A 26,129-nucleotide genomic window follows, 5' to 3' on the forward strand; every position below is an offset into this window, starting at 1 on the left:
CACAATAAAGTAAAATTACAACCTATGCCAAAATAAAAAAACAATCAAAAGTAAAAATGCGTCAAAAACTCTGGAGGAGTTAATGGAAAAAGATAAATCTTCTATGGATATGTCGGTTTTGTCAAAAAGAACAATGGCAGAACTCATAGAAATTGCAAAGACTCTTAAACTCGATTTTGTTGCAGGTTTAAGAAAACAAGAACTTATAGCAAAAATTTTTGAAGCGCAGACAAAAGAAAATAAATTGGTTTACGACGAAGGCGTTTTGGAAATCCTGCCCGATGGGTTCGGCTTCTTACGTTCTACGGATTACAACTATCTGCCGGGTCCGGACGATATATACATATCTCCTTCGCAAATAAAGAAATTCGCTTTAAGAAAAGGCGACACGGTGGCGGGATATGTCCGTCCGCCTCAAGCTCAACAAGAACGTTATTTTGCGCTCCTGCAGGTAAAATCAATCAACGGACAGGAAAATCTTGAAAATATAAGGGATCGCGTTCTTTTTGATAATTTGACGCCACTGTACCCCAATGAAAAAATAGTTCTCGAAACAAAAAAAGAAGAAATATCGACAAGAACCATAGATATGCTTGTCCCAATAGGAAAAGGGCAGAGAGTTTTGATCAATGCAGCTCCGAGAACAGGGAAAACCGTTCTTCTACAAAAAATAGCCAACGCAGTAACCGAAAACAATCCCGACATCGTGCTTATGGTTTTGCTGATAGACGAAAGACCAGAAGAAGTTACAGATATGCAGCGTTCCGTTAAAGGCGAAGTCATATCCTCAACTTTTGACGAGCCGTCAGACAGACATATACAGGTCGCAGAAATGGTTATAGAAAAAGCCAAAAGAATGGTTGAAAGCGGAAAACACGTAGTTGTTCTCTTAGATTCCATTACAAGACTTGCAAGAGCTTACAATACGGCAATACCGTCAAGCGGAAGAGTTCTCTCTGGCGGACTTGACTCAAATGCTCTGCAAAGACCCAAAAGGTTTTTCGGAGCCGCAAGAAATATTGAAGAAGGCGGCAGCCTCACCATTATAGGCACCGCTCTCGTTGAAACAGGAAGCAGAATGGACGACGTTATATTTGAAGAGTTTAAAGGAACCGGTAACTGCGAAATTTACCTTGACAGAAAACTCGCCGATAGAAGAATATTTCCCTCGATAGATCTTCTGCGTTCAGGCACAAGAAAAGAAGAACTTCTTTTAAGCGAAGATGAAAAAAATAAAATGTGGATATTGAGAAAATGGATGAATTCGATGAATTCTATAGAAGTTATGGAAGAGTTAAGCAAAAGATTACTCAGCTCAAAATCTAATAAAGATTTCTTAAAACAGATGGAACTTTCCAGCATGGAAGGGTTATAAAGACAATTTTAAGGGCAGAACGGATGGCAATTTCACATCTGGTCAGATTATCACTCCAAATTCAATTTGACATAATCCGCCGACATTTTTCTTGCGGCAGAAACTATTTTTACCTCTTTTTAAAATAAGAAAATGGTCTGCCTTTTAAAGAATAATCACTAACAAGCAGTTTTCCAGCTCAACTTTTAAATGATGTTTTTTCCAATTTCTGCCCTTTTAAAACATATTGGCGAACCGCTATAGGAAATATCAACCCTTTTCCAACCGAGCTATCCGCGTTTCCAAAATTAAAACACGACCATAACAACACATGAAAGATAAACAAAAACCGTTAAAGATTTGCGAACTGAAAATCCCTTCAATTTTAAATTATCACACATTTACATTTAATCGATTCAGTATAATTAAGTCTGCCGCCAAGCAGCCGCTTTTTTCTAAAAAAGCGAACTCTTTGAAAAATCCAAAAAAAGACAGAATAATTACGGAGCAAAGTCCTATTAATATGACAAAATTGGATTATACCCAACTTAATAAAAAGTGAAGCTGCGTTGAAATCTTACATATAAAACCTGTCGCCAATATGTTTTTAGACATGATCCAATCTATAGAAATATTGGACTTTATCGCCAGAAATCCTTATTTGCATAGATTATTATCTCCATTATTTTATCCGCGCTCTAGAAAAAACTATTTTTTGTAATACAGCTTATGTCTTCAGGACTAGTTTTAATTTTTAATACAAAAAGCCAAACCGCCCGCCAAGATGAATTGGCAGGCAATTCTTTGCTATAATATCAAATATATGCAAACCCTTTGATATATTATAATTAAATCTTTTTAATGGAGTTATTATGAAACAGCCTCAAGAAAGCAATTTGAAGCGCAAACTTACAAACCGTCATATTCAATTTATTGCAATCGGCGGGGCAGTTGGGACTGGTTTATTTCTGGGAACTGGAAGCACAATTTCTGTGGCAGGTCCCGCGGTCATTTTGGGGTATTTGATTGCCGGACTCTCAATTTTCTTAATTATGCGTCAGCTTGGCGAAATGGAAACAGAAGAACCTATGACAGGATCTTTTAGCTATTTTGCTTATAAATATTGGGGAAAGTTCCCAGGATTTTTATCAGGATGGAATTACTGGATTCAATATGTTCTTGTCGGTATAGCAGAACTGACTGCCGTTGCAGCGTATGTCCAGTACTGGTTTCCAACTTTAGCAACATGGAAAACAGCCTTGTTCTTTTTTATGCTTATAAATGCAATAAATTTGACTGCGGTAAAAGCTTACGCCGAGATAGAATTTTGGTTTTCAATTATAAAAGTAACTGCAATATGCGCTATGATTTTGGTGGGCGGATATATATTGATTGTAAATACCAGTTTAGTTGACGGCGCGACCATCAGAAACTTATGGATGGCGGCAAGCGTCGGCGAAAATACAGGTAATCCCGTTTTAAGTGGATTTTTCGCGCACGGCATCGTCGGACTTTTAGCGGCTATTCCAATGATAACTTTTGCTTTTGGCGGCTTAGAACTCATAGGGATTACAGCCGCAGAAACTGCCGACCCTCAAAAAACTATTCCTAAAGCTATAAACCAAGTAGTATTTCGTGTTTTGATCCTTTACATCAGCTCTATTACTGTGCTTCTATCGCTGTATCATTGGAGCAACTTGCAAACAATTGAAAGTCCTTTTGTAATGATATTTGATAAAATAGGCTTTAAACATGCCGCATGGGTTCTCAATTTTGTAATTTTAAGCGCCGCATTATCAGTCTATAACAGCTGTATTTACAGCAACAGCCGCACGCTTTACGGACTTGCTCTACAGAATAACGCTCCGCAGATTTTTTCAAAAACAACAAAGAAAGGCATACCAGCCGCCGCACAGATGCTGTCCGGCATTTTGACATTCTTAGTAGTCCCGTTAAACTATTTTCTGCCAAATTGGGTTGACGCTTTTCAAGCGATTATAAGCTTCGTAGTCGTTTGCATTCTTATTAACTGGGGCTTGATTACAATGTCCCACATGAAGTTTAAAAAACAAAAAAATCTCGAAAATCATAAAACGCTGTTTCCATCGCCATTCTATCCATATACAAATTATATAGTATTTGCATTTATTCTTCTCATTTTGATTATTATGGCAATATTACAAGGAATGATCAAACAGGCTATCGCAGTTCCCATTTGGATACTTATTGTTTACGTATTTTACAAAGTCTCTACAATAAAGACCACTAAATAAAATTTTTTCTCATTTTCTTCATTTTAAAAATATTAATACGCGGATACATTGACTCCAGCGAACAAATTAGGATAAGCATAAAAATGAAAAGTGTATTCATATTTTGGCAGACTGCGATAAAAAAGAGACTGTCGGTAAACCGATAAATGAAAATAAAGCGCCAGAATTGACAGCGGCTACAACTTTTCCAAACAATAAGAGTTTGCTGCTATAGCAGTTAGTGCAAGAATTTAGACAATAAAGAGTTACTGTTGTCGTAATACGCCAATAAATACCAGTTCTTTGCCCGATGTTTCTCAAACAGAAACTCAAATACAGTAGAAGGTCAATTTGATATTTAATAATAGTTATTTTTTTAGATTTGTCTAAATAATTTCACACAGATAATTTTCAACTGTGTCTTTAATAACTTTACTTTTAACAGCTATCTTAAAAAACCCATAATATCAGATAAACAATTAAATAAACTCATTGATAAACCATTGGAATCATGCAAAATACTTCGCCAAAACGAATCTATAAATTTTAAGTTTATAAGTAAATATATCCCCATTCAAGTAGATGTCTTTCGGGAAGTTTAACGAATAATTGCGATGCAATTTCAACTGTATTGAAGAAAATTTAAAACAATAAAATACTTAAACTAAGGGAATGCTAAGCGGCAACGAAAAACAAGACAGTGTTTTCAGGAAATTGTTTAAAGGATAAAAAAGAATTTTGGAAAGAGATGAAAACAGAGTGAACTGCTAAGAACACTTCGTTTGCTGGAATAATAAAGAGCAAAGCAAGAATTTTTTAATTTGATTGCTGCCGTTGCATTCGGCGGAATCGCTGAAACGGTTAATAAAGACATGACTGATTTTTTAAAAATTAAAATATTATTAAAATGCTGTCTTTTCTCATTTCTTTCTGTTATGTTCATTTACGGGATGTAAATTTGAATTATCATTTTTGACATTAAATCTGCCAAAGGCTGGGGAAGAAAGCGATAAATAAAGTTTTTAGCTGATTCAAACCTGTGAAAGAGGAAAGTCTTGAAAATCGTATATTATAGATTACAGGAATAAAGGTAAGCAGTAAATACACACAGCAATGAATTGAAATCAACAAAATGACAGAAAATACTTGTCATTACCCGCTTTGAGCCGCAACTCTGTTTTATTACACATTCTCAAAACTTTACTATAACCGATAAAATTGGCAAACTCATTATACGCTGTTTTTTTATTTCATTATTATCTATAAATTTATATTCTCAAACAGGATATTTTTGTCGTTAATCCTGCCGGTTTATTTAACATTTCCAGCTTTAATAATTTATAGTTTAAATTTTAAGCCAATGTTGTGAAGTAATCTGACATTTTCCTAAAACTTCAGAATTCTATCGGTCTTATTCTTTAGTTTTCTCTATAGCATTCTGTGTTTCTCCGTCGTTTTCGTCTTTTACCACAGAGGCGATTGCCGCAACTTTATCTCCACCGCCAAGCCGGACGAGTCGCACGCCCTTAGTATTCCTTCCGATGACAGAAACAGCAGCTACTTTAAATCTTATTGTTACGCCGTTTTGCGTTATTATCATTACCTCTTCGCCGTCATTTGCCTTTTTAATACCGACAATATTTCCATTTTTTTCCGTCGTCTGCATATTTATAACGCCATGTCCCGCTCTCCTCTGCAGACGGTATTTGCCTACTTCCGTTCTTTTGCCGTAACCATTTTCAGAAACCGAAAGGAAAACATCGTCAGAGGAAAAAACTTCCATGCCTATAACTTCGTCGTCTTTCTCAAGCACTATTCCCTTTACGCCCCGGCCAAGCCTGCCTATTGCTCTTACGTCGCTTTCTTTAAATTTTATAGCATTGCCCTTTTTTGTAGCTATTATAACCTCAGGGTTTTTATTTATTGCTTTTACTTCCGTTAAAATATCGCCATCCGCAAGTTTAATTGCTATTATGCCGAATTTTCTCGGGTTTACAAACTTGTTAAGTGCAATTTTCTTGATTATACCGTTTCTCGTACACATCAACAAATATTCGTCTTTAATATTTTTAGAATTAAAAGATCTTATTGGAATTGCTGCGGTAATTTTCTCTTCCGTTCCCTGCAGCTGCAGGAGATTTACTATAGCTTTTCCTTTTGACGTTCTCATTCCCTCCGGGATCTCGTAAACTCTCATCCAGTACAGTCTCCCGCGTGTTGTAAAGAACAACATATATGAGTGGGAACTTGTAATAAACAAGTCCTCGACAAAATCTTCTTCTTTTGTGTTCATTGCAATTATTCCGCGCCCGCCCCTGTGTTGTGCTTTATAAGTGTCAAGCGGTATGCGTTTAATATATCCGGCATGCGACATTGTCACTGCGACTTCTTCTTCTTGAATTAGATCTTCAATATTAAAATCGGCTTCCTCAGCTTGGATCTGCGTCCTTCTCTTATCACCGTATTTTTTCTTTATATCGAGGATTTCGCTCTTAATTATAGCCAAAATCTTGCTTGAATCCGCCAAGATAGAGCGAAGTTCTTCTATAAGTTTTATTATCTCCAGATATTCATTGTCAATCTCTTTTCTTTTTAATCCGGTAAGCTGGCGGATTTTCATTTCTAAAATAGCCTCAGCTTGAATCCTTGTCAAGCGAAATTTTGACATTAGACCTGCGCGCGCAGTGTCTTCATCGGCGGATTCTTTCATAATCTTAATGACGCCGTCGATATTATCAATCGCTATTTTTAAACCTTCCAAAATGTGGGATCTTGCTTCGGCTTTTTGCAAATCAAACTTTGTTCTTCTTGTAACAACAACTTTTCTGTGTTCAATGTGATGCATCAAGATTTCTTTAATATTCATCACTTTTGGTCTGTTGTTTACAAGCGCAAGCATTATAACGCCGAAAGACGACTGCATCTGAGTGTGTTTGTACAACTGGTTTAAAACAACTTGTGCGTTTGCGTCCCTCTTAATTTCAATAACTATTCTTATGCCGTCGCGATCTGATTCATCGCGTAAATCGGAAATACCATCAATTTTCTTATCTTTTACCAAGTCGGCAATAGAAGTTATGAGATTTGCTTTATTTACCTGATAAGGTATCTCATTTACTATAATAGCTTCTTTGCCATTTTTGATTTCTTCTATTTCGGCTTTGGCTCTGATCTTTACCGAACCTCTGCCGTTTTCCATATAATTCTTAATGCCGCTTTTTCCTAAAATTATTGCGCCCGTCGGAAAATCCGGACCTTTCATATACCTCGCAATTTCTGAAATTGGAAGTTCTCCGTTGTCTATTAAAGCCGCCAACGCATCGATGACTTCTCCTATATTATGAGTGGGAATGTTTGTAGCCATGCCTACGGCGATACCTGACGAACCGTTAATCAAAAGACTGGGAAGTTTTGTCGGAAGTATTGAAGGCTCCTTTAAAGAACCGTCATAGTTGGGAATAAAATCAACAGTATTTTTATCCAAATCCGCAAGCATTTCATCGGTGATTGCGTCCATTTTCACTTCGGTATAACGCATAGCAGCGGCAAAATCGCCATCTATGCTTCCAAAGTTTCCCTGCCCGTCAATCATCGGGTATCTTAAAGAGAAGTCCTGCACCATTCTGACCATAGCGCTATAAACTGCGGCATCGCCATGGGGATGGTATTTGCCCAGCACGTCTCCGACGACTCTGGCGGACTTTTTATACGCAGTATTGTGCTTTAATCCCATTTCTTTCATCGCATAAAGTATTCTTCTATGAACCGGTTTTAAACCATCGCGCACATCAGGCAGCGCTCTTCCAACAATAACGCTCATAGCATAATCAATATAAGAGTTTTTCATTTCATCTTCAATATTTCGCGGAACAATGCTTGCCGACAATATTGCTTGTTCGTCTTTTATCTCTTTTTCATTTGACATATTTATACTACCTTTCTTTATATTGTTTAACTTCTATCTTCGGGTTTACCTGCTCAAGACAGACGGAAAAGACAGAGTATAATCTCGCTCTTAATATCGCAGACCAATCGCTTCGGGGGTTTTGCTTTCTCAACACGGCAAATAAAAGTTAAATCTTTCAACTATCTGCCAGCAATATCTTTTCTATATGTTCATCTCAATGAGTTTCGTCGGAATATTAATAAAAATAACCAATCAATTTTAACTATCTTTTTATTTTAATCTCCTCGACATCATACAACAAAAGAAAGTTAAAATGCCAATGTCAAAAACAACCCCGCTATCCATTTACAACTACAGCTCTGATTTTTGCTTCTAAATCCTGCTGAAATTTTTTAACACTTATTTCGTCTTTACTTTCCCATCTATATATTTCCTGATGTTCTACGTCAAAATGAATTTTCTTTTCTTTGTCGTTAAAAGTACTTTGTTCGCAAATATATATGACTGGTTTTCCCAAACCTTCAGCAAAACCAGCTTCAAAGTAAGCGCCGTTATTCCTGTGTGTTAAATCACATATTACTAAACGGCTGTCTCGTATTGCATTTCTCAATTTCAAGTCAATAGTGTTCTCTTGCGTATAAATATCAGGCAATATATACAGTTCAAATTTTAATTTATTAACAACGGATCTCACAAAATTTTTCATAAACTCTATTTGTTCATCGTCAAACTGCATAGCCATAAAAATAAATTTAGAATCCGATCTGCTTTTTTTAAGCTTTTCATATTCCTGCCAGCCTTTTATGGTTAGACTATTATAACTTTCGCTTTTTTCTATTAAACCAAGTTCTTGCGCATACTCGCGGACTTTCAACAGATTTTGCTCGTCTATGCTTGCCGTAGCCGAAATCAGATTTAACGTTGATACTGATCTTTTAAAACAATCATATTTTTTCCCCGGATATCTCAATATATTCCCTAAAAATATTATCAGATAACCCACCTGCTCGACAGGCGTGGGAAAAGGCGTGTTAAAAATATTCTCGCACCACCCGGCTGTAATATCAAAAATATTACTGGAATCGTAAGAATAGTTGTCTTTATTTGCACTCAATTTAACATAATATTTTAGCAGAGCCTTTTTCTCATTGCATTCATCTTCGGTGTAACTTTTATTGGATTGTCGTTCAACAGCTCTAATTATTTCGTCTACATTAGGGAAATGATATTGGTTTACTTTATATATGCCGCATACAGAACAAGAAATCTTAGATAGAGACACTTTATCCAAAAGAGGTTCTGCACTTACTTCTTTACAACCGCAAATAAAACATTCCTCTACTTCTATCATAAAAACTTCCTAAATATTTTCACAATAAAACTAACAGACAAAAGCATGCTGCAACAACACAGACGACTGCTGCATTCTTGCAATATTACTATCTATCATTTGGATTTTACTGGAACAGCAACAGCTAATTTTCTGTTTTTTTTATTCTATTATCCTAATCAATATAAACACGGATTCTTGATTTTTCTGAAATGCAAAACAAAAATAATCAGTTTTAATATCTATTGAAATTTTATAACCGCATTTTTTTATAGATATCAAATATCCAAATTTCTGACGTCGAGAGCATGCGTTTGTATAAACGCTCTTCTTGGTTCAACTTGGTCACCCATCAAAGTTGTAAATATTCTATCTGTTTCAACAGCGTCTTCAAGCGTCACCTGCAAAAGTTTTCTGTTTTTTATGTCCATTGTAGTTTCCCACAGTTGTTCCGGGTTCATTTCCCCAAGACCTTTATATCTTTGTATAGTAGCGCCTTTATTTCCCAACTCTTTTACAGTTTCAATAAGTTCTGCCGTAGAGTGCAATTCATAAATGCCTTCTTGGGTTTTCTTTTCGGCATTCCAAAGTCTGAAAACCGGCCTCGTTTGCGTTTCATTGTAATGTTCAAGATGCAGACCTTCTCCCTCAAGCTGTTTTGCAAGCTTATCTATGCGCGGAAGTTCCCACAAATCCCTATACTCCGGTACTTCGCCAGATTCAAAATTTTCGGTAATTTCAGAAAACTCCCCCTGCGAAGCAAGAAGTTCTCTGCGTTTTTCAAGTAATTGATCTTTAAACTCTTTCCACTCTTTATCAGAATAAATATACTGCACATTACCGTCTCTCACCGTCCTATAGAGCGGCAGCTTTCTTTCCTCTTTAAATCTTAGATACTCTTTCCAGCTAACTCCTTTCCTCTGCAGCTTTTTTAACAGTAGGTCAAGTTCGCTTATGCTCGCAACCATTTTATGCAGCGCTTCATCGTTAATTTCTTTTATTTCCTTGCCATCCCGTACAAGCGACATTGACAGTCCGTCAAGCGCCTGACGAAATAAGAAGTTATCAAGTTCTTCTTCTGAGTCTAAATACATCTCTTTTTTATTCTTTTTAACTTTATAAAGAGGCGGCTGTGCTATATATATGTAACCCCTATTTAAAAGCTGCGGCATCTGCCTGTAAAAAAACGTGAGCAACAGCGTTCTTATATGAGCGCCGTCAACATCGGCATCGGTCATGATAATAATTTTATGATACCGGACCTTATCAATATTAAAATCCTGTTCTTCTTTACCTATACCCGCGCCTATAGCCGTGATGAGCGTCCTTATTTCATCGTTGGTAAGCATTTTCGTAAGACGAGATTTTTCTACATTTAAAATCTTACCTTTTAAAGGAAGTATAGCCTGAAACGATCTATCTCTGCCCTGTTTTGCGGAACCGCCCGCAGAATCTCCTTCGACGATAAACAGTTCGGTTTTTTGCGGATCTCTTTCCGAACAATCTGCAAGTTTTCCGGGAAGGGACGCCGAATCAAGCGCACCCTTTCTTCTTGTAAGTTCCCTTGCTTTTCTTGCGGCTTCTCTCGCTTCCGCAGCGTTAATCGCCTTATCCAAAATCTGGTTTGCAATACCCGGATTTTCCTCTAAAAAAGTTGCGAGCGCATCGCAGACGACGGACTGCGTTATGCCTTCAACTTCAGAGTTCCCCAATTTTGTTTTAGTTTGACCTTCAAACTGAGGATTGGGAACTTTAATCGAAATAACAGCAGTGAGTCCTTCGCGGACATCTTCACCCGAAAGTTTTAAATCTTTGGTTTTTGAAACTTCGTTTTTCTTAATATATTCATTAACTGATCTTGTTAAAGCAGAACGAAATCCTGACAAATGAGTTCCGCCCTCTACAGTATTGATGTTATTTACAAAAGTAAAAATATGTTCGTTGTAAGAATCGTTGTACTGCATCGCAGCTTCCACATTTACGCCGTCTTTTTCTCTCATAAAATAAATAGGTTCTTTGTTAATAACATTTTTATTTGTATTCAGATACTGTACAAAAGTTTTTATACCGCCGTCATAGTTAAAAATATGCTCTTTATCGTCCCTCTCATCCGCAATTCTGATATGGGTGCCTGCATTTAAAAACGCCAGTTCTCTCAACCTATTTGTAAGAATATCAAATGAATACGCAACTACTGGAAAAATTTCCGGATCAGGATGAAACGTAATTTTAGTCCCTCTCTCGTCAGTTGCGCCGGCCTCTTTAACACGCCCTAAAGGTTTACCTTTTGAATAACTCTGCTTATAAACTTTCCCGTCACGATAGATTTCAACTTCAAGTAGATCGCTTAACGCATTCACACAAGATACACCTACGCCGTGAAGACCGCCCGAAACTTTATATGAATTTTTGTCAAATTTACCGCCTGCATGCAGTTTGGTAAGTACTATCTCTAAAGCCGACGCGCCTTTAAATTTTGGATCGGGATGCGGATCCACAGGGATTCCTCGCCCGTCATCTAAAACCGTTATAGAATTATCGGAATGAATGGTAACGTCAATATTTTTACAATACCCTGCAAGAACTTCGTCTATTGAATTGTCCACAACTTCATAAACCAGATGATGAAATCCTTGACTGCCGGTGGAACCGATATACATAGCAGGTCTTTTACGCACAGCTTCTAACCCTTCAAGAATTTGAATATTAGATGCGTTGTAACTATCTTTTTTAGAACTTTCGTTTTTTATTCTCTCGTTTATCATGAAAAATCCTCTTGCCAATACTCAACTTTTTAATCTAAAAGGTTCAAAATATGTTATCTTATTTCCACTTTTATGTTTTTTATTTTCGAACTACCGACATATTGGTTTAACTTTTTTATTATCTCCTTTTTGCGAGTTGTAAGTTCAAAATTTGCAGTTGAACTCCGTGTCTGCGCAAAAATCGTGCCATCTTTATACCCACTTATTTCAACGCCGCTTATACCGACTTCTTTCTCCCAGATTCTTCTTATAACAAAAAAATCTTCGTCCAATCCAAGCTGCTTTTTTAATAAGCCAATTATTTCTTCAGCTCGAGTCCAAGACACAATTACGCTCTCATCGGCATTACGACACAAAGATAATCTTTATGTTTTTCCGGAGACATTAATGCAGGATTAAGAGAATCGGTAAATTCAAATATTAAAAAATCTTCATCGATATTCTGTAAAACTTCCTTAATGAACTTAGGGTCAAAATTAATCTCTGCCACCTCGTTTTTATATTCGATTTCAAGCTCAGTTTCACCTGAGCCGATTCCCGCCGCCGAAGCTGAGATTCTCAAAAGATTCGGGCTAAAATAAAACTTTATTGACGAAGATACGTCTGATGAGATAGGATTATCAACTAGAAGAGCCATTTGTCTAACTGCAGCAAGAGTATTCTTCACATCCAATTTCACTTTCAATTTAGGCTTTTTAGGTATGACCTGCTCATAGTTTGGAAATAGTCCTTCCACAAGCGTTGAAAGCAGGGTTACATCATCGATTTCCACTGAAATCCGGTTATTGGTGATACCAACCTGTATATTTTCAGACTTTAAATCCGAGGAAAGCAGTCTTAACATATTGCCTATCGCTTTTGTCGGAACTATAGCTTTTCCTTCTATTCCTGACTGTATTATATCAATCGTCTTAATATAAGCGAGTCGTCTGCCGTCCGTAGCAACCATCTTAAGCTGACTATCTTTCACTATAAAATAAACGCCGTTTAGAACATATCTTTGAGAGTCTCTTGATGCTGCAAAGATAGTCTTTTTAAGCATTGAGGCAAATATTTCTTTTTTAACTGTGAAACTGCTCTCTTTTGGAGATTCCGGTATCACAGGATATTCCGTTTTTGAAATTCCCATAAGATTGAATTTTGATCTTCCCGATATTATATCTATATGGTTCGCTTCATCGGCTCTGATTTCTATTTCGTTATCGCTAGAAAGTTCCTTTACAATATCTGAAAACCTTTTAGCGGGTATTGTAATCTCGCCTTCCTTTATTATTTCCCCTTTGACATAGCAACTTATTGCTACCTCAAGGTCTGTGGATGAAAGTTTTATTTTATTGCCTTTAGTTTCAAATAGGAAATTTGACAGTACGGGAAGCGTATTTTTAGATGAAGGCGCTGGAGATATTATCTGAATTCCTTTTATCAATTCTTCTTTTCCACAGATTACCTTCATTTATTTTCTATTTTCCTCTCTTCTTTTCCACAATTTATTTCTATTTGTTTTTTTCTGAATCTTTTAAAGAAGTATTAATAACAACAATGCTCTTTATATTGTCAATAACTTTTTATTAGAGCTAAAAAAGTATATTTATCAAACAAAATTTGTAAGGAGTTAATAATGATAATTATGTTGATAGAATAAAGAAGTTATTAGAGTTATTATCTTATTTTAATATTATATCAGTTTTTTTTATGTTATGCGAAATGTATTGTTATTCTATGCTGCGTATTTTTTTGACGATTTCATTGATTTTGGCGTTAAAATATGGATCCGAATCCATCTTTTCTTTTATCTTATTATAGGAGTACATAACGGTTGAGTGATTTCTCCCTCCGAAGGCTTCGCCTATGGCGTCAGTTGAAAACTCGTCATTTAGAGTCCTTGAGAGATACATTGCGATTTGTCTTGGCAGTGTAACGGTGTCTGTCCTGCGTTTTGATTTCATATCTTTTATGTCTATATTGAAATTGTCGGAAACTGCTTTTTGAATATTTTTTATCGTTATATGCGAGGAGTCGTCTATTTTAATGATGTCTTTGAGCATTTTTTTTACCAAATCTATAGTTAAAGCCGTACCTGTAAAAGTTGAGAAAGCGGCTATTCTTAAAAGCGATCCTTCAAGCTGCCTTATATTTGATCTAACCTGTGTCGCTATATGTAAAATGATGTCGTCGGGGATATGTATTTTTTCTTCTTCGGCTTTCTTACGTAAGATTGCAACCCTTGTTTCTAAATCGGGAGGTTGTATATCTGCTATAACGCCCCATTCAAATCTTGAAACAAGTCTTTCTTCAACGTTTTTAAGCTTTTTAGGCGGTCTGTCGGAAGAAATAACAATTTGCTTCTTTAAATTAAAGAGATTGTTAAACATATGAAAGAATTCTTCCTGTGAACTTTCTTTGCCTATCAGAAATTGTATATCGTCTATTAAAAGACAATCTAAACTTCTGTATTTGCTCTTGAAAAGTGATATTTTGTTGAATCGGATTGATTCTATAAATTCTGTGACAAATTTTTCACAGGTGACATAAAGAACTTTTAATTGCGTCGTCGATTGTTTTATGTGGTTGCCTATGGCGTTTAGCAGATGCGTTTTACCAAGCCCTACTCCGCTGTAAAGAAACAAAGGGTTGAACTGTTTACTCGGATTTTTTGCTACCGCTTCGGAGCATCCGTGCGCAAATCTGTTTGAAGTGCCGACAACAAAACTGGAAAAAACATATTTGGGATTCACCTGATCTTTTTGCATTGTCTGCGCCGGGATATCTGTGTGGTTAGGTGCGTCTTCAGCTTTTTTTATTATTTCAGATGTACTCTGCTGCGGTTTTAACGCTAAAGCTATTCGTTGTCCGCAGGAATCGGACAAAGTCTGCTCAATATTTTTTTGCTGGTTATTTACTATCCACTGCGAAAAATAAGTATTTGGTACTTCTAAAGTAAAGATATTGTTTTCAAAAGTCAAAGGTTTTACCGGTGAAATCCATAAATTATAGATTTCTGCGGTTACGGACAATTTAATATTATCTGTAACCTTTTGCCACAAATCAGAGACAGAAATGCTCATATAATCCCCAAGTTATCCACAACTGTGAATGATTTAATTGATATCAGAAACAAACTAAGTGTTTTTTTTGATTGAAAAAAAGAAGTTTTATGTACTGCAAATTATATATTTTCTAATTTCGTCTGTCAAAAGTAAAAAGTCTGAGATTGAAAGTTTGTCGGGTCTTAAAAACGGATCTAAAGCGCAGTTGTCAAGGATTCGGGCGGCTTTGTTCCTTTCTAAATCTTTAAATGAGCTTAAACAGTTTAGAATTGTTTTTCTTCGCATGCTGAAAGCGTGTTTTATAAAATCAAAAAAAATGGGATCCGGCGGTTTTTGCGTCTTATTTATGAGTTTCATAACGGAAGAAATAACCTTCGGCGTCGGATTGAAACATCTTGGCGAAACGTCAAATAGAATCTTGCAGTCGGCGTAGTATGAGGTAAATATTGAAATGTAACCGTAAGCTTTACTATCTGGACTTGCGGCAAGGCGCTGCGTAACTTCTTTTTGGAGCATAAAAACGGCAATAGTCCAATTTTTTAAAGGCAAAATTTTTTGAATTATCGCTGTGCCGACGTTGTATGGGAGATTAGAAATAACCTTGAGTTCAGTGTTTGGAATATCGTATCTAAGAAAATCCATATTTATAATTTTGATGTTTTTGGCGCCGTGAAAAGAAAAATAATGATTTAGTCGTTGAGACAGTATCTCGTCCGCTTCAATAGCAACTAAATTTTTGACCTGCGGTTGTATAATCTTTGTTAAAACGCCTTTGCCCGAACCTATCTCCAAGACTTCGTCGTGCTTCTCTAGATTTGCAGCTTTAATAATATTATTTGCTATGTTATTGTCGATTAAAAAATTCTGTCCATATTTTTGACGCATATATTTTCCTGCGGATATTCTGCTTAAAATCAAAACACAAGCTTTTTTTTCTTTTTATCAAAAAATTTGGAGAATTGTTCTCATGCAAGGTTTTGTCCGTAAACTCTTGAAAGTTTTTTATGGTGCGACGTATCCCAAAATGGATGTAGTGCAAAATAAATGTGCTGCTGGACTGGTTACTTAGCAAATAGTTTGCCTATGCCTAACCTCAAAATATCGCTGTATGTTGCAAAAATGAGAATGCCTATTATAATGACCAGTCCTATTGTATTATAGACTTGAACGACTTTTGGGCTTATTTGTTTTCTGATGATTCCCTCGACAAGGAATAATAATATCATCCCACCGTCAACCATAGGAATGGGAAAAAGATTGAATAATCCCAAGGCAATTGATATAACCGCAATCAATTTTAAATAGTCCTGCATTCCTGATTTTGTGGTATTTGCTATTATCTGTATAATACCTATGGGTCCGGAAATATCAGGCTTTTCCAGAGACTTAATTTTACCTGTGAGATACACAACAGGCATGATCGTCTGGACTATTGAAGTTTCAATTCCTATGTGTATTGATTTAAAAAATCCTACTTTTGTTTTTACTGGGCTTATGCCTATTGTTGCCACTCCTGTTATCGGATTTTTTGTGGCAGTCATGCTTAATTCAAAAGAATGGTTCTCTCTTTCTATTACAAAAGAGATTTGTTTATCCGCTTTATCCTTCAAATTGTCATTTAAGTCGTTCCATGTATTTATATTAACTCCGTCTATTGATTTTATTTTATCTCCGGGCATAAGTCCCGCGATTGCGGCGGGGTGGTTTTTGATGACAGCGCCTATAGAAGAATCCATGGGCGTTTTTACCGCTCCCCATATATTAAAAACAAGAGTAAACATAAAAACGGCCAGGACATAATTTAGAAAAGGACCTGCAAAAGATATCCATATTTTTTTATACCACTTAAGAGATAGATATTCTCCGTCGCCGCCTGTGGCTTCTTCGGGGTTTTCTCCTGCCATTGCAACAAATCCGCCAAAAGGAATAGCTTTTATACAGTATTTTGTGCCTTTGTGAATGTATTTAATTAAATCCGGACCGAAGCCGAAAGCAAAAGTCAATATCCGAACTTTACACATTTTTGCGGCAGTAAAATGTCCCAACTCGTGTATAAAAATTAAAAAACCAAGCCCTATTGTAATGCCTAATATTTGAAAAATTATCGTCATTTATATTTCCTATGCCTGAAATGTTTATTCTTGGCATTATAGCAAGTTTTATATGAAATGAAAATGCTGGCATATATTATCTTTTTTATAAGAAAGAGAAGGAAGGCTGCTTATTTCCCTATGCAAAAAGTGGAAAAAATCGTATCTAAAATATCCTGTTTCACATTTATTCCTAAAATTTCGTTTAATGCCGTTTGAGCGGTTACGACTTCAAAACAAGCAATTTCGTCGGCATCTTTTGTGGCTAATGCAAGTTTTGTCCTTATTAAAGACTCTAAAGTGTTTTGCAGCAGCATGAAGTGTCGGGAATTTATCATTAAATAATCGTTTTTAGAGTCTAAAACGCCAGCAGTTTTTGTAATTTCGTTTAATAGATCCGGAATGCCAGCTCCTGTTTTGGCAGAGATTTTTATCTCTGTTTTGCACTCTTTCTCTAAAGGGGAAGATAAAAGGATGGGAGGTAAGTCGCTTTTGTTTAATGCGTATATAATGGGTATATTCAAATCAGATTTTTTTAAAAAGTCTGCTATTTTGGCGTCGTCCCGGTCAAGCTCCGAAGAAGCGTCAAGCACCCATATTAATATGTCGGTTTTGTCAACAGTTTCTTTGGTTTTTTCCTGTCCTAAAAGTTCTATTGGACTTTCAGTGTGATCTCTGATACCCGCAGTATCTGTGATTACAAGCGGAATGCCGCGGTAGTCTATGGTTTCTTCTATTGTGTCTGTTGTGGTTCCCGCAATATCTGTGACAATCGCTCTATTTTCGCCTAAAATTGTGTTAAGCAACGACGATTTGCCGGCGTTTGGTTTGCCTATAATAGCGATTTTTATTCCTTGCTGTAAGATTTTGCCCGTTTTATAAGAATTTAAAAGATTCTGTACATCTTTTATGTAAGAATCAAGTCTTAAAAGCTTTTCATCGCGCGATAAAAACATAATATCTTCATCTGGATGATCCAAATTTACTTCCATAAATGCAATAAGATTTGTAATAGCGTCTCTGATATTTTTTATTCTTGAAGAGAATTCTCCCGAAAGACTGTTTAAAGCAGCTTTTGCAGACATTTCTGTTTTGCTTGTTATGAGAGCGCAGACGGCTTCCGCTTTTGCAAGATCCATTTTGCCGTTTAAAAATGCTCTGTAAGTGAACTCGCCGGGTTCTGCGGGTCTTGCGCCGTTTTTATATAAAAGATTTAAAACTTCGTTTATTATTACGGGATTCCCATGCACTGTGATTTCTACTAAATTCTCGCCGGTGTATGTGTGCGGCGCTTTAAAAAAGGTGCAAAGCGCCTCGTCTTTTTTTTCTGTTCCGTCTACAATATGTCCGTACTTAACCTGTTGTTCCTGTTTAGAACGGGTTTTAAATATTTTGTTTATAATCTGAAATGAAGTTTCTCCCGACAATCGTATGACTGCAATTGCGGATTTTCCAGCGGCAGTTGATAATGCGGCGATGGTGTCTTCTTTTAAATAATTCATAATGGCGCGGTATATTTAGTTTATAAGGTTTTCAGACCGGCTGAACGCAAAGCAGTTTCTAAATTATTTTGAAAAACGGCTGCATAGCTGATTCTTTGCAACTTTTTGTAATAATATTTTTCCTTTGGGCGCTCTTGAATGATTTTTGAAGGATGAGTTTTTACGTTAAAAAATTCTGATATTTGCGACTGCTTTTGCCGACTGGCTGCAAATATAGTATAACACAGCCGTCTGTTAATATCAATGATTGTGTATAATGAGTGAAAACAGTGTGATGAGAATAAAAGGAAGTAGTCGCAAGATTATAGTTTTAGAGTTTCTTCTTTGGCAGAATTCATAACTGACAAATAAAATGAGAGCTGCCGTTAAATAAACCGAAAGCAGCAAAGCCGCAAGATATAGAAGCGAGGATATGATTGCAAAATATCTGTCCTGATTTTGCTTTAGTTCTTTGGCGTCCTGCAGCGTATAGATAAATACTGAAATAGCAGCAAGCAGCATAGCTAAGAGAGTTGTAAATGAAAATCTTATAAGAATTCCGGTTATCAGTCCTAAAGAAAAAATTACTAGTGTTTGAAAATTCAGTTTTTGCATATGAATTTTTCTTTTCTCAATGACAGCCGCAATGGCATTTATGCTTACAGACGGGAGCAGATGAACGGGAATCTGTGGAATTACGGCTTGAATAAGACGTCGGCGGAGCAAAGCTTGAAAATTGTTTTATAACTTTGCTGCTCTTACATTTAGGGCATTCTGTATTTTCGTCGCCGAAGACAAGCGTCTCAAATTTTTCATTGCATTTTTTACATATAAATTCAAATAACGGCATATTGCACCTCTTACCTGTGAATGTGTCCTATCTTTTATTTTTTGAAAAGTGTTTAAAATTTATTTTATCGCTTGCGGGTCCGTTTCCTTTTGCAATTTCGACGGAGACCCTTTTTCCCTTGATATTGCTTGAATGCAAAGCGTTGATTATATCGGCAGCGTATTCCTGCGGAACCTCTACAAATGAAAATGCATCTAAGATTTTAATGTTGCCTATCAGATTGCCGTTTATTCCGGTTTCGCCTGCAATAGCGCCGACAAAATCTCCGGCTCTTACATTGTTTTTTTTACCTATATTAATAAACAATCTTGCCACGTTGTGCTTATTTGTATTTTCCATGATATCGCTTTTTTGTTCCTGCTCTTTCTTTTCTGATGTGGACATCATTTTTAAAAGTGCTGCCGCAACGTCTAAAGAAGTAATTTCATCTGAAATTAAGGATTCTGCCATTCTAATGTATTTTTCTACGTATTTTTCTTTTAAAACTTCTTTCACTTTATCAAGCATCAGTGTTGCTTTTACGTTTTCAACATCGGCGAGAGAAGGAACTTGTATTCTTTTGATATTTGCTTTTGTGTACCTCTGGATATCTCTTAACTTATAAATGTCTTTCCCTGAAACAAAACTGTACGCTTTGCCCGTTTTTCCGGCTCTTCCAGTTCTTCCGATTCTATGCACGTAATCTTCGTCATCTTTTGGAATGTCAAAATTAAAAACCATATCTATGTTGTCAACGTCTATGCCTCTTGCCGCGATATCGGTGGCTATGAGAAGTTCTATTGAGCCGCTTCTGAATTTTGCCATTACTCTGTCCCTTTGAGACTGATTCATATCGCCGTGAATTGCGTCGGCGGAATAGCCTCTTGCCTGAAGAGAAGAGGTAACGTCATCGACTCTTTTCTTGGTATTGCAGAAAACAAGCGAGAGTTTGGGGTCGTACATATCGAGGCATCTTGTAAGAGTTTCGAGCTTTTGGGGTTCCCTTATGTCAAAGTAATATTGTTCAATTAGAGGAACCGTTAATTTTTCGTTTACAACTTTTATGGTTTCGGGGTGGTGCTGATATTTTCTAGTAAGAGACAAAAATTCTTTCGGCATTGTGGCTGAAAAGAAGACGGTTTGTTTTTCTTCGGGAGTGCTGTCGAGAATTAATTCTATGTCGTCTCTAAAACCCATATCAAGCATTTCATCGGCTTCATCTAATACTATGGTTGAAACAGTGTCAAGTTTTAACGTTTTGCGTTCCAGATGGTCTATGACTCTGCCGGGTGTTCCTATAACAATCTGCGCTCCTTTTGAAAGAGCTGTCATCTGTCTTTGAATAGGCTGTCCGCCGTAAACCGGCACTATGCTGATGCCTTTTTTGTACTTTGAGAAAAGCTTTAATTCTTCCGCAACCTGTATTGCAAGCTCTCTAGTAGGACATAGAATTATTGACTGAACAGCTTTGTTTTTTGCATTGGTTTTTTCTAAGATGGGAATGCCAAAAGCTGCTGTTTTTCCCGTACCCGTTTGAGACTGTCCTACAATATCTATGCCGGCCATCATTTTAGGAATTGATAGACTTTGAATAGGCGTAGCCTCTTCAAACCCCAGATTTTCAACTGCTTTAAGTATTTCGTTTGATAGATTTAATTCATTGAATTTTAATGTTGTCATTGTTTTTCATGTTCTTTTGTATTAAGACTCCTTTTTTATTTATACTTTTAGAACAGAACTTGCGTAATGGACAAACTTAATTTGGCATTCTTACATATTCTGTTATCAAGTTGAAAGACGCTGCAGATATCAAGTTATATTGAGTATCGGCATATGCTCAAGTTTATCGTCACGAATTTGATTCAGCGTAAGCAGTGTATTTCAATACTTTTTCAACTTCTATTAGGTCTGTATCTGTAGTAGTGCAGCCGTCTTTTGTAAGCGACACAAACTGAACTGCTATATTTTCGTCTTTTAATATTTTAAACGCTTGATATCCTTCAAAAAAGCAGGCAATGCCGACTATAGCTTCTGGTTTTTCATCTCTTATGATTTTTTCAATCGCTCTGCCGCCTTTTACGACATATAAAGCCTGATAATTTAATTCTCTTGCGAGTTTGGCTATGTTATTTATTTTACATCTGCCGCACTCTGCGCAAGTATAGTAGCTATCTTTTTCAATGGCAGTGCAAACTGCCATATTCCTCATGCAGTGCGGAGCAAAAATAATACGTTTATTGAACGGGATATGAGCAAACTTTTTTGTTTGAAGTTTATTTTGTTTATCTGTAAAGGTTTTATAGATTTGTTCTTTGCTTTTTTTAGGGAACTTACATAGTTTCATAGTATATACTTTATCAAATATTGATTGAAAAAGATATATATATTGCGCTCTGCAGAATAGAACATGGGATTTTAAAAATTTTCATGTGTATTGACGGACGTATCTGCCCGTCTTATTCAGTTAATGGCAGTCTTTGAATCGAAGAAGAAAAATGTAAGTCAAAAGAAGTCGTTGTCGTTTAAAAATGAGGTTTGGGCGGCGATTTGATTCTAAAATACGTTCTTTCCTAAACGGGAGTGTAAAAAGGCATTATTTTTATTGAGAAAATGGATAAAAAATGATAAAATAAGTTGTGATAGAAAAAAATGTCTAAATTGCAGAAGTATGAAGTGCTTTTAGAGATAGAAAAGCAAAAAGAAACATAGATACATAAGCAAAGAGCGCAGCAGAGAAGAGAATGTATTTTCCAATCGAGAAATTTTTCAGCGACGTTGTATAAACAATACAAGAATTAAGATATATGGCGCGCTGTCTGCGAGTGTTGCTGCTGGTAATGCCAAAGCGGGTAAAAAAAGGACGCAGAAGCTTGAGAGATGTTTTCAAGAAAATGAGTCGGAAAGAGAATATAGGTGAGGAATATGCGCAAACGGCAGAAAGTGGTCAGAGAAATTGCCTGTGAGATAAAAACAAGGGCGTGTTATTAAAAAGGTAAAGAATGGTTGTCATGGAAGCGATTGAAAGCATGAAGCTGAAGAGTTAGAGCGGTTTAACAGTTTAGCTCGACGTCAGTTTCCAGAATTCAGAATTAAATTAGTCAAAAGGAAATTAAAATGAGCGGTAAAGAAGACAGCATAAATCTTCCTTTGGTACATAAAGGCAAGGTTAGAAATGTCTATGATTTAGGACAAAACTATTTAATAGTTGCTTCCGATAGAATATCGGCTTTTGATTATGTTATTCCGACAATAATTCCGGATAAAGGCAAGGTCCTTCACAAGCTTTCAATGTTCTGGTTTGATTTTATTAAAGACATAGTTCCAAACCATATTATTACTGGAAATTTTGAAAATTTTCCCACAGCACTTAAGCAGTATGAATATTTGCGCGACAGATCGATGATAGTAAAGAAAGCGAACAGAGTCGATATAGAGTGCATAGTCAGAGGATATCTTGCGGGTTCGGGATGGAAGGAGTATCAGAAGTTTCAAACTGTATGCGGCGTAAAACTGCCCGCCGGACTTAAAGAATCTTCAAGACTGCCGGAGGCTGTTTTTACCCCGTCGAGCAAAGAAGAAGGCGGGAAGCATGACGAAAATATTTCTTTTGAAGAGACGGTAAAAAGAGTGGGAAAAGATAGTGCCGAAAGTTTGAGGAAAGTATCGCTTGAGCTATATAAAAAAGTGAGCGGATATTCCTTTTCGAAAGGCATAATACTTGCGGATACGAAACTAGAATTCGGTTTTTACGATAACCAGTTGATATTGATAGATGAGGTTTTTACTCCCGATTCGTCAAGGTTTTGGGAAATCGATAAATATGAAGAGGGAAAAGCGCAGGATAGTTTAGATAAACAGTATGTGAGAGATTATCTTGAACGAATAAAATGGAATAAATCGTCTCCGGCTCCGGAACTCCCAAAAGACATTATTGAAAGAACCATGAAAAAATATATCGGCGCGTATGAAAAGCTGGCAGGGGTAAATTTCTGATGTTTTATATAGAGATTTATACAAAAAAAGGTTTTAAAAATTCGCACGGAGAGCATGTCTTATCCGACATTTTGGGCATCGGCGTTAAAGACATAACAAAAGTTGAGTATTCTCCGCTGTATGTTATTGACGGTGACATAACTTCTGCCGAAGCTGAAACAATAGCTTCGGAACTGTTGAGCGATAAAATAATTGAGACTTATATTTGTCGTTCTGAAAAGCAGAGCAAAGGAGAAGGTGGAAAAATCGGATCTCCTTTTTCTGTCATAGAAGTTTGGTACAGAAAAGGCGTTACCGATACGGTGTCTGAAAGCGTGGTAAAAGCCGTAAAGGATTTAGGAATTTTGAAAGAAATCAAAGTTAAAACGGGACATAAATATTATCTGTATGGTAAAGTTTCGCAAATAGTTTTAAGCGATGTAGCTACAAAATTGCTGGCAAATACGTTAGTACAGGAGTATATTGCGCAATAAATGAAAAATACAACAGGTTGTAAAATTATTGAAATCTTAAATCTATCCGATGAACAGCTGGTTGAATTAAGCAGGAAAAATGTTCTTTCTCTGTCGCTTGAAGAGATGAAAGCGGTTCAAAAATATTTTGAAAAATTTAAAAGAAATCCTACCGATATTGAGATCGAAACCATAGCTCAAACGTGGAGCGAACACTGCAAGCATAAAACGCTGACGGGAATAATAGAATATACCGAAGAAAAAGAAGACGGTAAAAAGACGGAGAGGACGTATAATAACCTGCTCAAGGAAACTGTTTTTAAGGCTACGGTTGAGTTAAATAAAGAGTGGTGTTTATCTGTTTTTAAAGATAACGCGGGGGTTATTGAATTTGATTCTGAAAACGGTGTTGCCTTTAAAGTTGAGACGCATAATCATCCGTCAGCTCTTGAACCGTACGGCGGTTCTGCGACGGGTATTGGCGGTGTTATAAGAGATATACTTGGAGTCGGTCTCGGAGCGAAACCTTTAGCTAATACAGATGTGTTTTGTTTTGGGAATCCGAATACGGAATCTTCAAAAGTGCCGGAAGGAATGCATCATCCAAAAAGAATAGCTAAAGGCGTTGTGTCGGGCGTCAGAGACTATGGGAATAGAATGGGTATCCCTACGGTAAACGGAATGGTTTGTTTTGACGACGGCTATATGGCAAATCCGCTTGTTTACTGTGGAACTATGGGAATAATCCCGAAAGATAAAATAGAAAAGAAAGTCAATTCCGGCGACTTGATTTTAGTTGTCGGCGGAAGAACAGGCAGGGATGGAATACACGGAGCAACGTTTTCTTCAGTGCAGCTCGATCAGGAATCGGACGTAAATGCCGTTCAGATAGGGAATCCCATAATTGAAAAAAAGGTCTTAGATACGATGATTAAAGCGAGAGATTTAAACCTTTATAGAGCAGTTACCGATTGCGGAGCGGGCGGTTTGTCCAGCGCTGTAGGGGAACTAGGCGAAGAAACGGGCGCTGTTGTTTATCTTGATAAAGTTCCGTTAAAATACGATGGACTCTGTCCGTGGGAAATATGGATATCGGAAGCGCAGGAGAGAATGGTTTTTGCGGTTCTTCCGGAAAATAAAGAGAAAATCATTGAAGTGTTTGAAAAAGAAAATGTAGAAGCTGTTTTTATTGGAGAATTTACTGCCGATAAAAAACTTACTCTTATGTATGGCGGTAATGTTGTGGCGAGTATGAATATGGAGTTTCTTCATAATGGAGTTCCCAAACCCACAAGACCTGCAGTTTATAAAATAAAAGAAGAAAAAATACAAAAATCGGTTGAAATGGATTCTTCCGAAATTTCAAGAGCTTTAAAAGCTTCGCTTTCGGATTTGAATGTTTGTTCCAAAGAATGGATTGTGAGACAGTACGATCATGAGGTGCAGGGACAGACTGTTATAAAACCGTTGCAGGGAAATAATGTTGAAATATCAGGTCCAGGCGACGCTTCCGTTATTTTTCCCTATACTGTTGTCAAAGGTACAAAAAAAGGCATTGTTTTGTCTAACGGTTTAAATCCGCAGTACGGGAAAATAAATACTTATAAAATGGCGGCGTCCGCAATAGAAGAAGCTTTGAGAAATGCGGTTGCTGTCGGAGCCAGTATCGAAAAAATGTCGGTGCTGGATAATTTTTGCTGGGGAAATCCCGATAATCCTGAAATTTTAGGAAGTTTGGTACGCGCTGCAAACGCTTGTTATGATATGTCAAAAGCTTTTGGTGTTCCTTTTATATCGGGAAAAGATAGTTTACACAATGAGTATTCTATAGGCGGAAAAAGATATTCGATACCTCCCGCCCTTTTGATATCTGCAATGGGCGTTATTGAAAATATCGCAAATACTGTTACGATGCCTTTAAAAAATGACGGGGATAAAATATTTGTTCTCGGAACTACAAGAAACGAACTAGGCGGTTCTGTTCTTGCTAAGATAAAGGGTATTAAAGATGGAATAGCGCCTGACGTGTATCCGGAAGAATCTAGAGATATAATGAAAAAAATCTATCAGACGGTAAATGAAAGTTTAGTGGAAGCCTGTCATGACTGTTCGGAAGGCGGACTTGCAGTTGCAATAAGCGAGATGGCTTTTGCGGCGGGAAAAGGCGTAAAAGTAAATATAGATGCTGTTAAGATTGCTAGAGCGAAATCGCAAAGAGCGGACTTGACTGCAGCTGAAATACTATTTTCAGAATCTAACGGCAGGTTTGTTGTTGAAGTAAAACCTGAAAATGAAGATAGGTTTAAAGAGATATTAAAAGGCGCTGCCTTTGCTGAGGTTGGGTGTGTGAAGGATGATAAAAATGTAGTTTTTGAAAGCGAAAAAAATAAAATAGAGATACGGGAAGATGTGGGAGTTCTTTTGAATTCTTGGCGTAGCACTATCAATTGGTGATTTTTTGTTTTGGTCGGTAGGCGGATATCGCTCTTTAACTCTGAACTTTATTCATTGCTGTTTATAGCTATTTGCTGCACTGAATACTGAGTTTTTAAACGTCAGAATGCATTTAGCGAGAGCAAAAAATGAAAAGGGTTTTACCTTTCTTTTAATTATTTAGATTATGCCCGTT

Annotated in this window: 17 protein-coding genes; 5 read left to right on the forward strand and 12 right to left on the reverse strand. The window is 36.7% G+C overall.

The window, feature by feature from the left end:
* Positions 1–103: 103 nt before the first annotated feature.
* Complete coding sequence (gene rho, locus LE179_RS02155; RefSeq protein WP_374128787.1) at positions 104–1,375, forward strand: transcription termination factor Rho; 1,272 nt, start codon at positions 104–106, stop codon at positions 1,373–1,375.
* 851 nt (positions 1,376–2,226) lie between these two features.
* The gene (locus LE179_RS02160; protein ID WP_374128731.1) at positions 2,227–3,627 is read left to right on the forward strand and encodes an amino acid permease; all 1,401 of its coding nucleotides are present in this window, start codon (positions 2,227–2,229) and stop codon (positions 3,625–3,627) included.
* A gap of 1,390 nt (positions 3,628–5,017) precedes the next feature.
* Here the strand turns inward: LE179_RS02160 and gyrA are convergent.
* The 12 genes from gyrA to LE179_RS02220 form a co-directional block, all read right to left on the reverse strand.
* Positions 5,018–7,531, reverse strand: coding sequence for a DNA gyrase subunit A (gene gyrA / locus LE179_RS02165; RefSeq protein WP_374128732.1), 2,514 nt, complete (start codon positions 7,529–7,531; stop codon positions 5,018–5,020).
* Positions 7,532–7,850: 319 nt separating this feature from the next.
* Positions 7,851–8,864: a hypothetical protein gene (locus tag LE179_RS02170; RefSeq protein WP_374128733.1), complete on the reverse strand. Its 1,014-nt coding sequence runs from the start codon at positions 8,862–8,864 to the stop codon at positions 7,851–7,853.
* 257 nt (positions 8,865–9,121) lie between these two features.
* Positions 9,122–11,608: a DNA topoisomerase (ATP-hydrolyzing) subunit B gene (gene gyrB / locus LE179_RS02175; protein ID WP_374128734.1), complete on the reverse strand. Its 2,487-nt coding sequence runs from the start codon at positions 11,606–11,608 to the stop codon at positions 9,122–9,124.
* A gap of 53 nt (positions 11,609–11,661) precedes the next feature.
* Positions 11,662–11,934, reverse strand: a complete 273-nt coding sequence (locus LE179_RS02180; RefSeq protein WP_374128735.1) for a DciA family protein — start codon at positions 11,932–11,934, stop codon at positions 11,662–11,664.
* 2 nt (positions 11,935–11,936) lie between these two features.
* On the reverse strand, positions 11,937–13,061 hold the full coding sequence (gene dnaN, locus LE179_RS02185) for a DNA polymerase III subunit beta (protein WP_374128736.1): 1,125 nt from the start codon (positions 13,059–13,061) through the stop codon (positions 11,937–11,939).
* Between the two features lie 259 nt (positions 13,062–13,320).
* The gene (dnaA, locus tag LE179_RS02190; protein ID WP_374128737.1) at positions 13,321–14,673 is read right to left on the reverse strand and encodes a chromosomal replication initiator protein DnaA; all 1,353 of its coding nucleotides are present in this window, start codon (positions 14,671–14,673) and stop codon (positions 13,321–13,323) included.
* An 87-nt stretch (positions 14,674–14,760) separates the two neighbouring features.
* On the reverse strand, positions 14,761–15,540 hold the full coding sequence (rsmA, locus tag LE179_RS02195; protein WP_374128738.1) for a 16S rRNA (adenine(1518)-N(6)/adenine(1519)-N(6))-dimethyltransferase RsmA: 780 nt from the start codon (positions 15,538–15,540) through the stop codon (positions 14,761–14,763).
* A 176-nt stretch (positions 15,541–15,716) separates the two neighbouring features.
* Entirely contained in the window at positions 15,717–16,766 is a 1,050-nt protein-coding gene (locus LE179_RS02200; RefSeq protein ID WP_374128739.1) for an RIP metalloprotease, read from the reverse strand.
* Positions 16,767–16,876: 110 nt separating this feature from the next.
* Positions 16,877–18,247, reverse strand: a complete 1,371-nt coding sequence (mnmE, locus tag LE179_RS02205; protein WP_374128740.1) for a tRNA uridine-5-carboxymethylaminomethyl(34) synthesis GTPase MnmE — start codon at positions 18,245–18,247, stop codon at positions 16,877–16,879.
* A gap of 610 nt (positions 18,248–18,857) precedes the next feature.
* Complete coding sequence (locus tag LE179_RS02210) at positions 18,858–19,076, reverse strand: FmdB family zinc ribbon protein (RefSeq protein WP_374128741.1); 219 nt, start codon at positions 19,074–19,076, stop codon at positions 18,858–18,860.
* A 27-nt stretch (positions 19,077–19,103) separates the two neighbouring features.
* On the reverse strand, positions 19,104–20,735 hold the full coding sequence (locus LE179_RS02215; RefSeq protein WP_374128742.1) for a DEAD/DEAH box helicase: 1,632 nt from the start codon (positions 20,733–20,735) through the stop codon (positions 19,104–19,106).
* 169 nt (positions 20,736–20,904) lie between these two features.
* A complete protein-coding gene (locus tag LE179_RS02220; RefSeq protein ID WP_374128743.1) occupies positions 20,905–21,399 on the reverse strand; it encodes a DUF116 domain-containing protein in 495 nt (164 codons plus the stop codon).
* Between the two features lie 770 nt (positions 21,400–22,169).
* Between LE179_RS02220 and LE179_RS02225 the strand changes: the two genes are divergently transcribed.
* Genes LE179_RS02225 through purL form a run of 3 tightly spaced genes read left to right on the forward strand, consistent with a single transcriptional unit; the run spans position 22,170 to position 25,954 of the window.
* Positions 22,170–23,048, forward strand: coding sequence for a phosphoribosylaminoimidazolesuccinocarboxamide synthase (locus LE179_RS02225; protein ID WP_374128744.1), 879 nt, complete (start codon positions 22,170–22,172; stop codon positions 23,046–23,048).
* Positions 23,048–23,521, forward strand: a complete 474-nt coding sequence (locus LE179_RS02230; protein WP_374128745.1) for a phosphoribosylformylglycinamidine synthase subunit PurS — start codon at positions 23,048–23,050, stop codon at positions 23,519–23,521. The genes LE179_RS02225 and LE179_RS02230 overlap by 1 nt, the downstream gene beginning before the upstream one ends.
* Positions 23,522–25,954 (forward strand): phosphoribosylformylglycinamidine synthase subunit PurL, encoded by a 2,433-nt coding sequence (gene purL, locus LE179_RS02235; RefSeq protein ID WP_374128746.1) that lies wholly within the window; start codon positions 23,522–23,524, stop codon positions 25,952–25,954.
* Positions 25,955–26,129 lie beyond the last annotated feature (175 nt).

Source organism: Candidatus Endomicrobiellum agilis, assembly GCF_020328115.1.
Classification (GTDB): Bacteria; Elusimicrobiota; Endomicrobiia; order Endomicrobiales; family Endomicrobiaceae; genus Endomicrobiellum; species Endomicrobiellum agilis.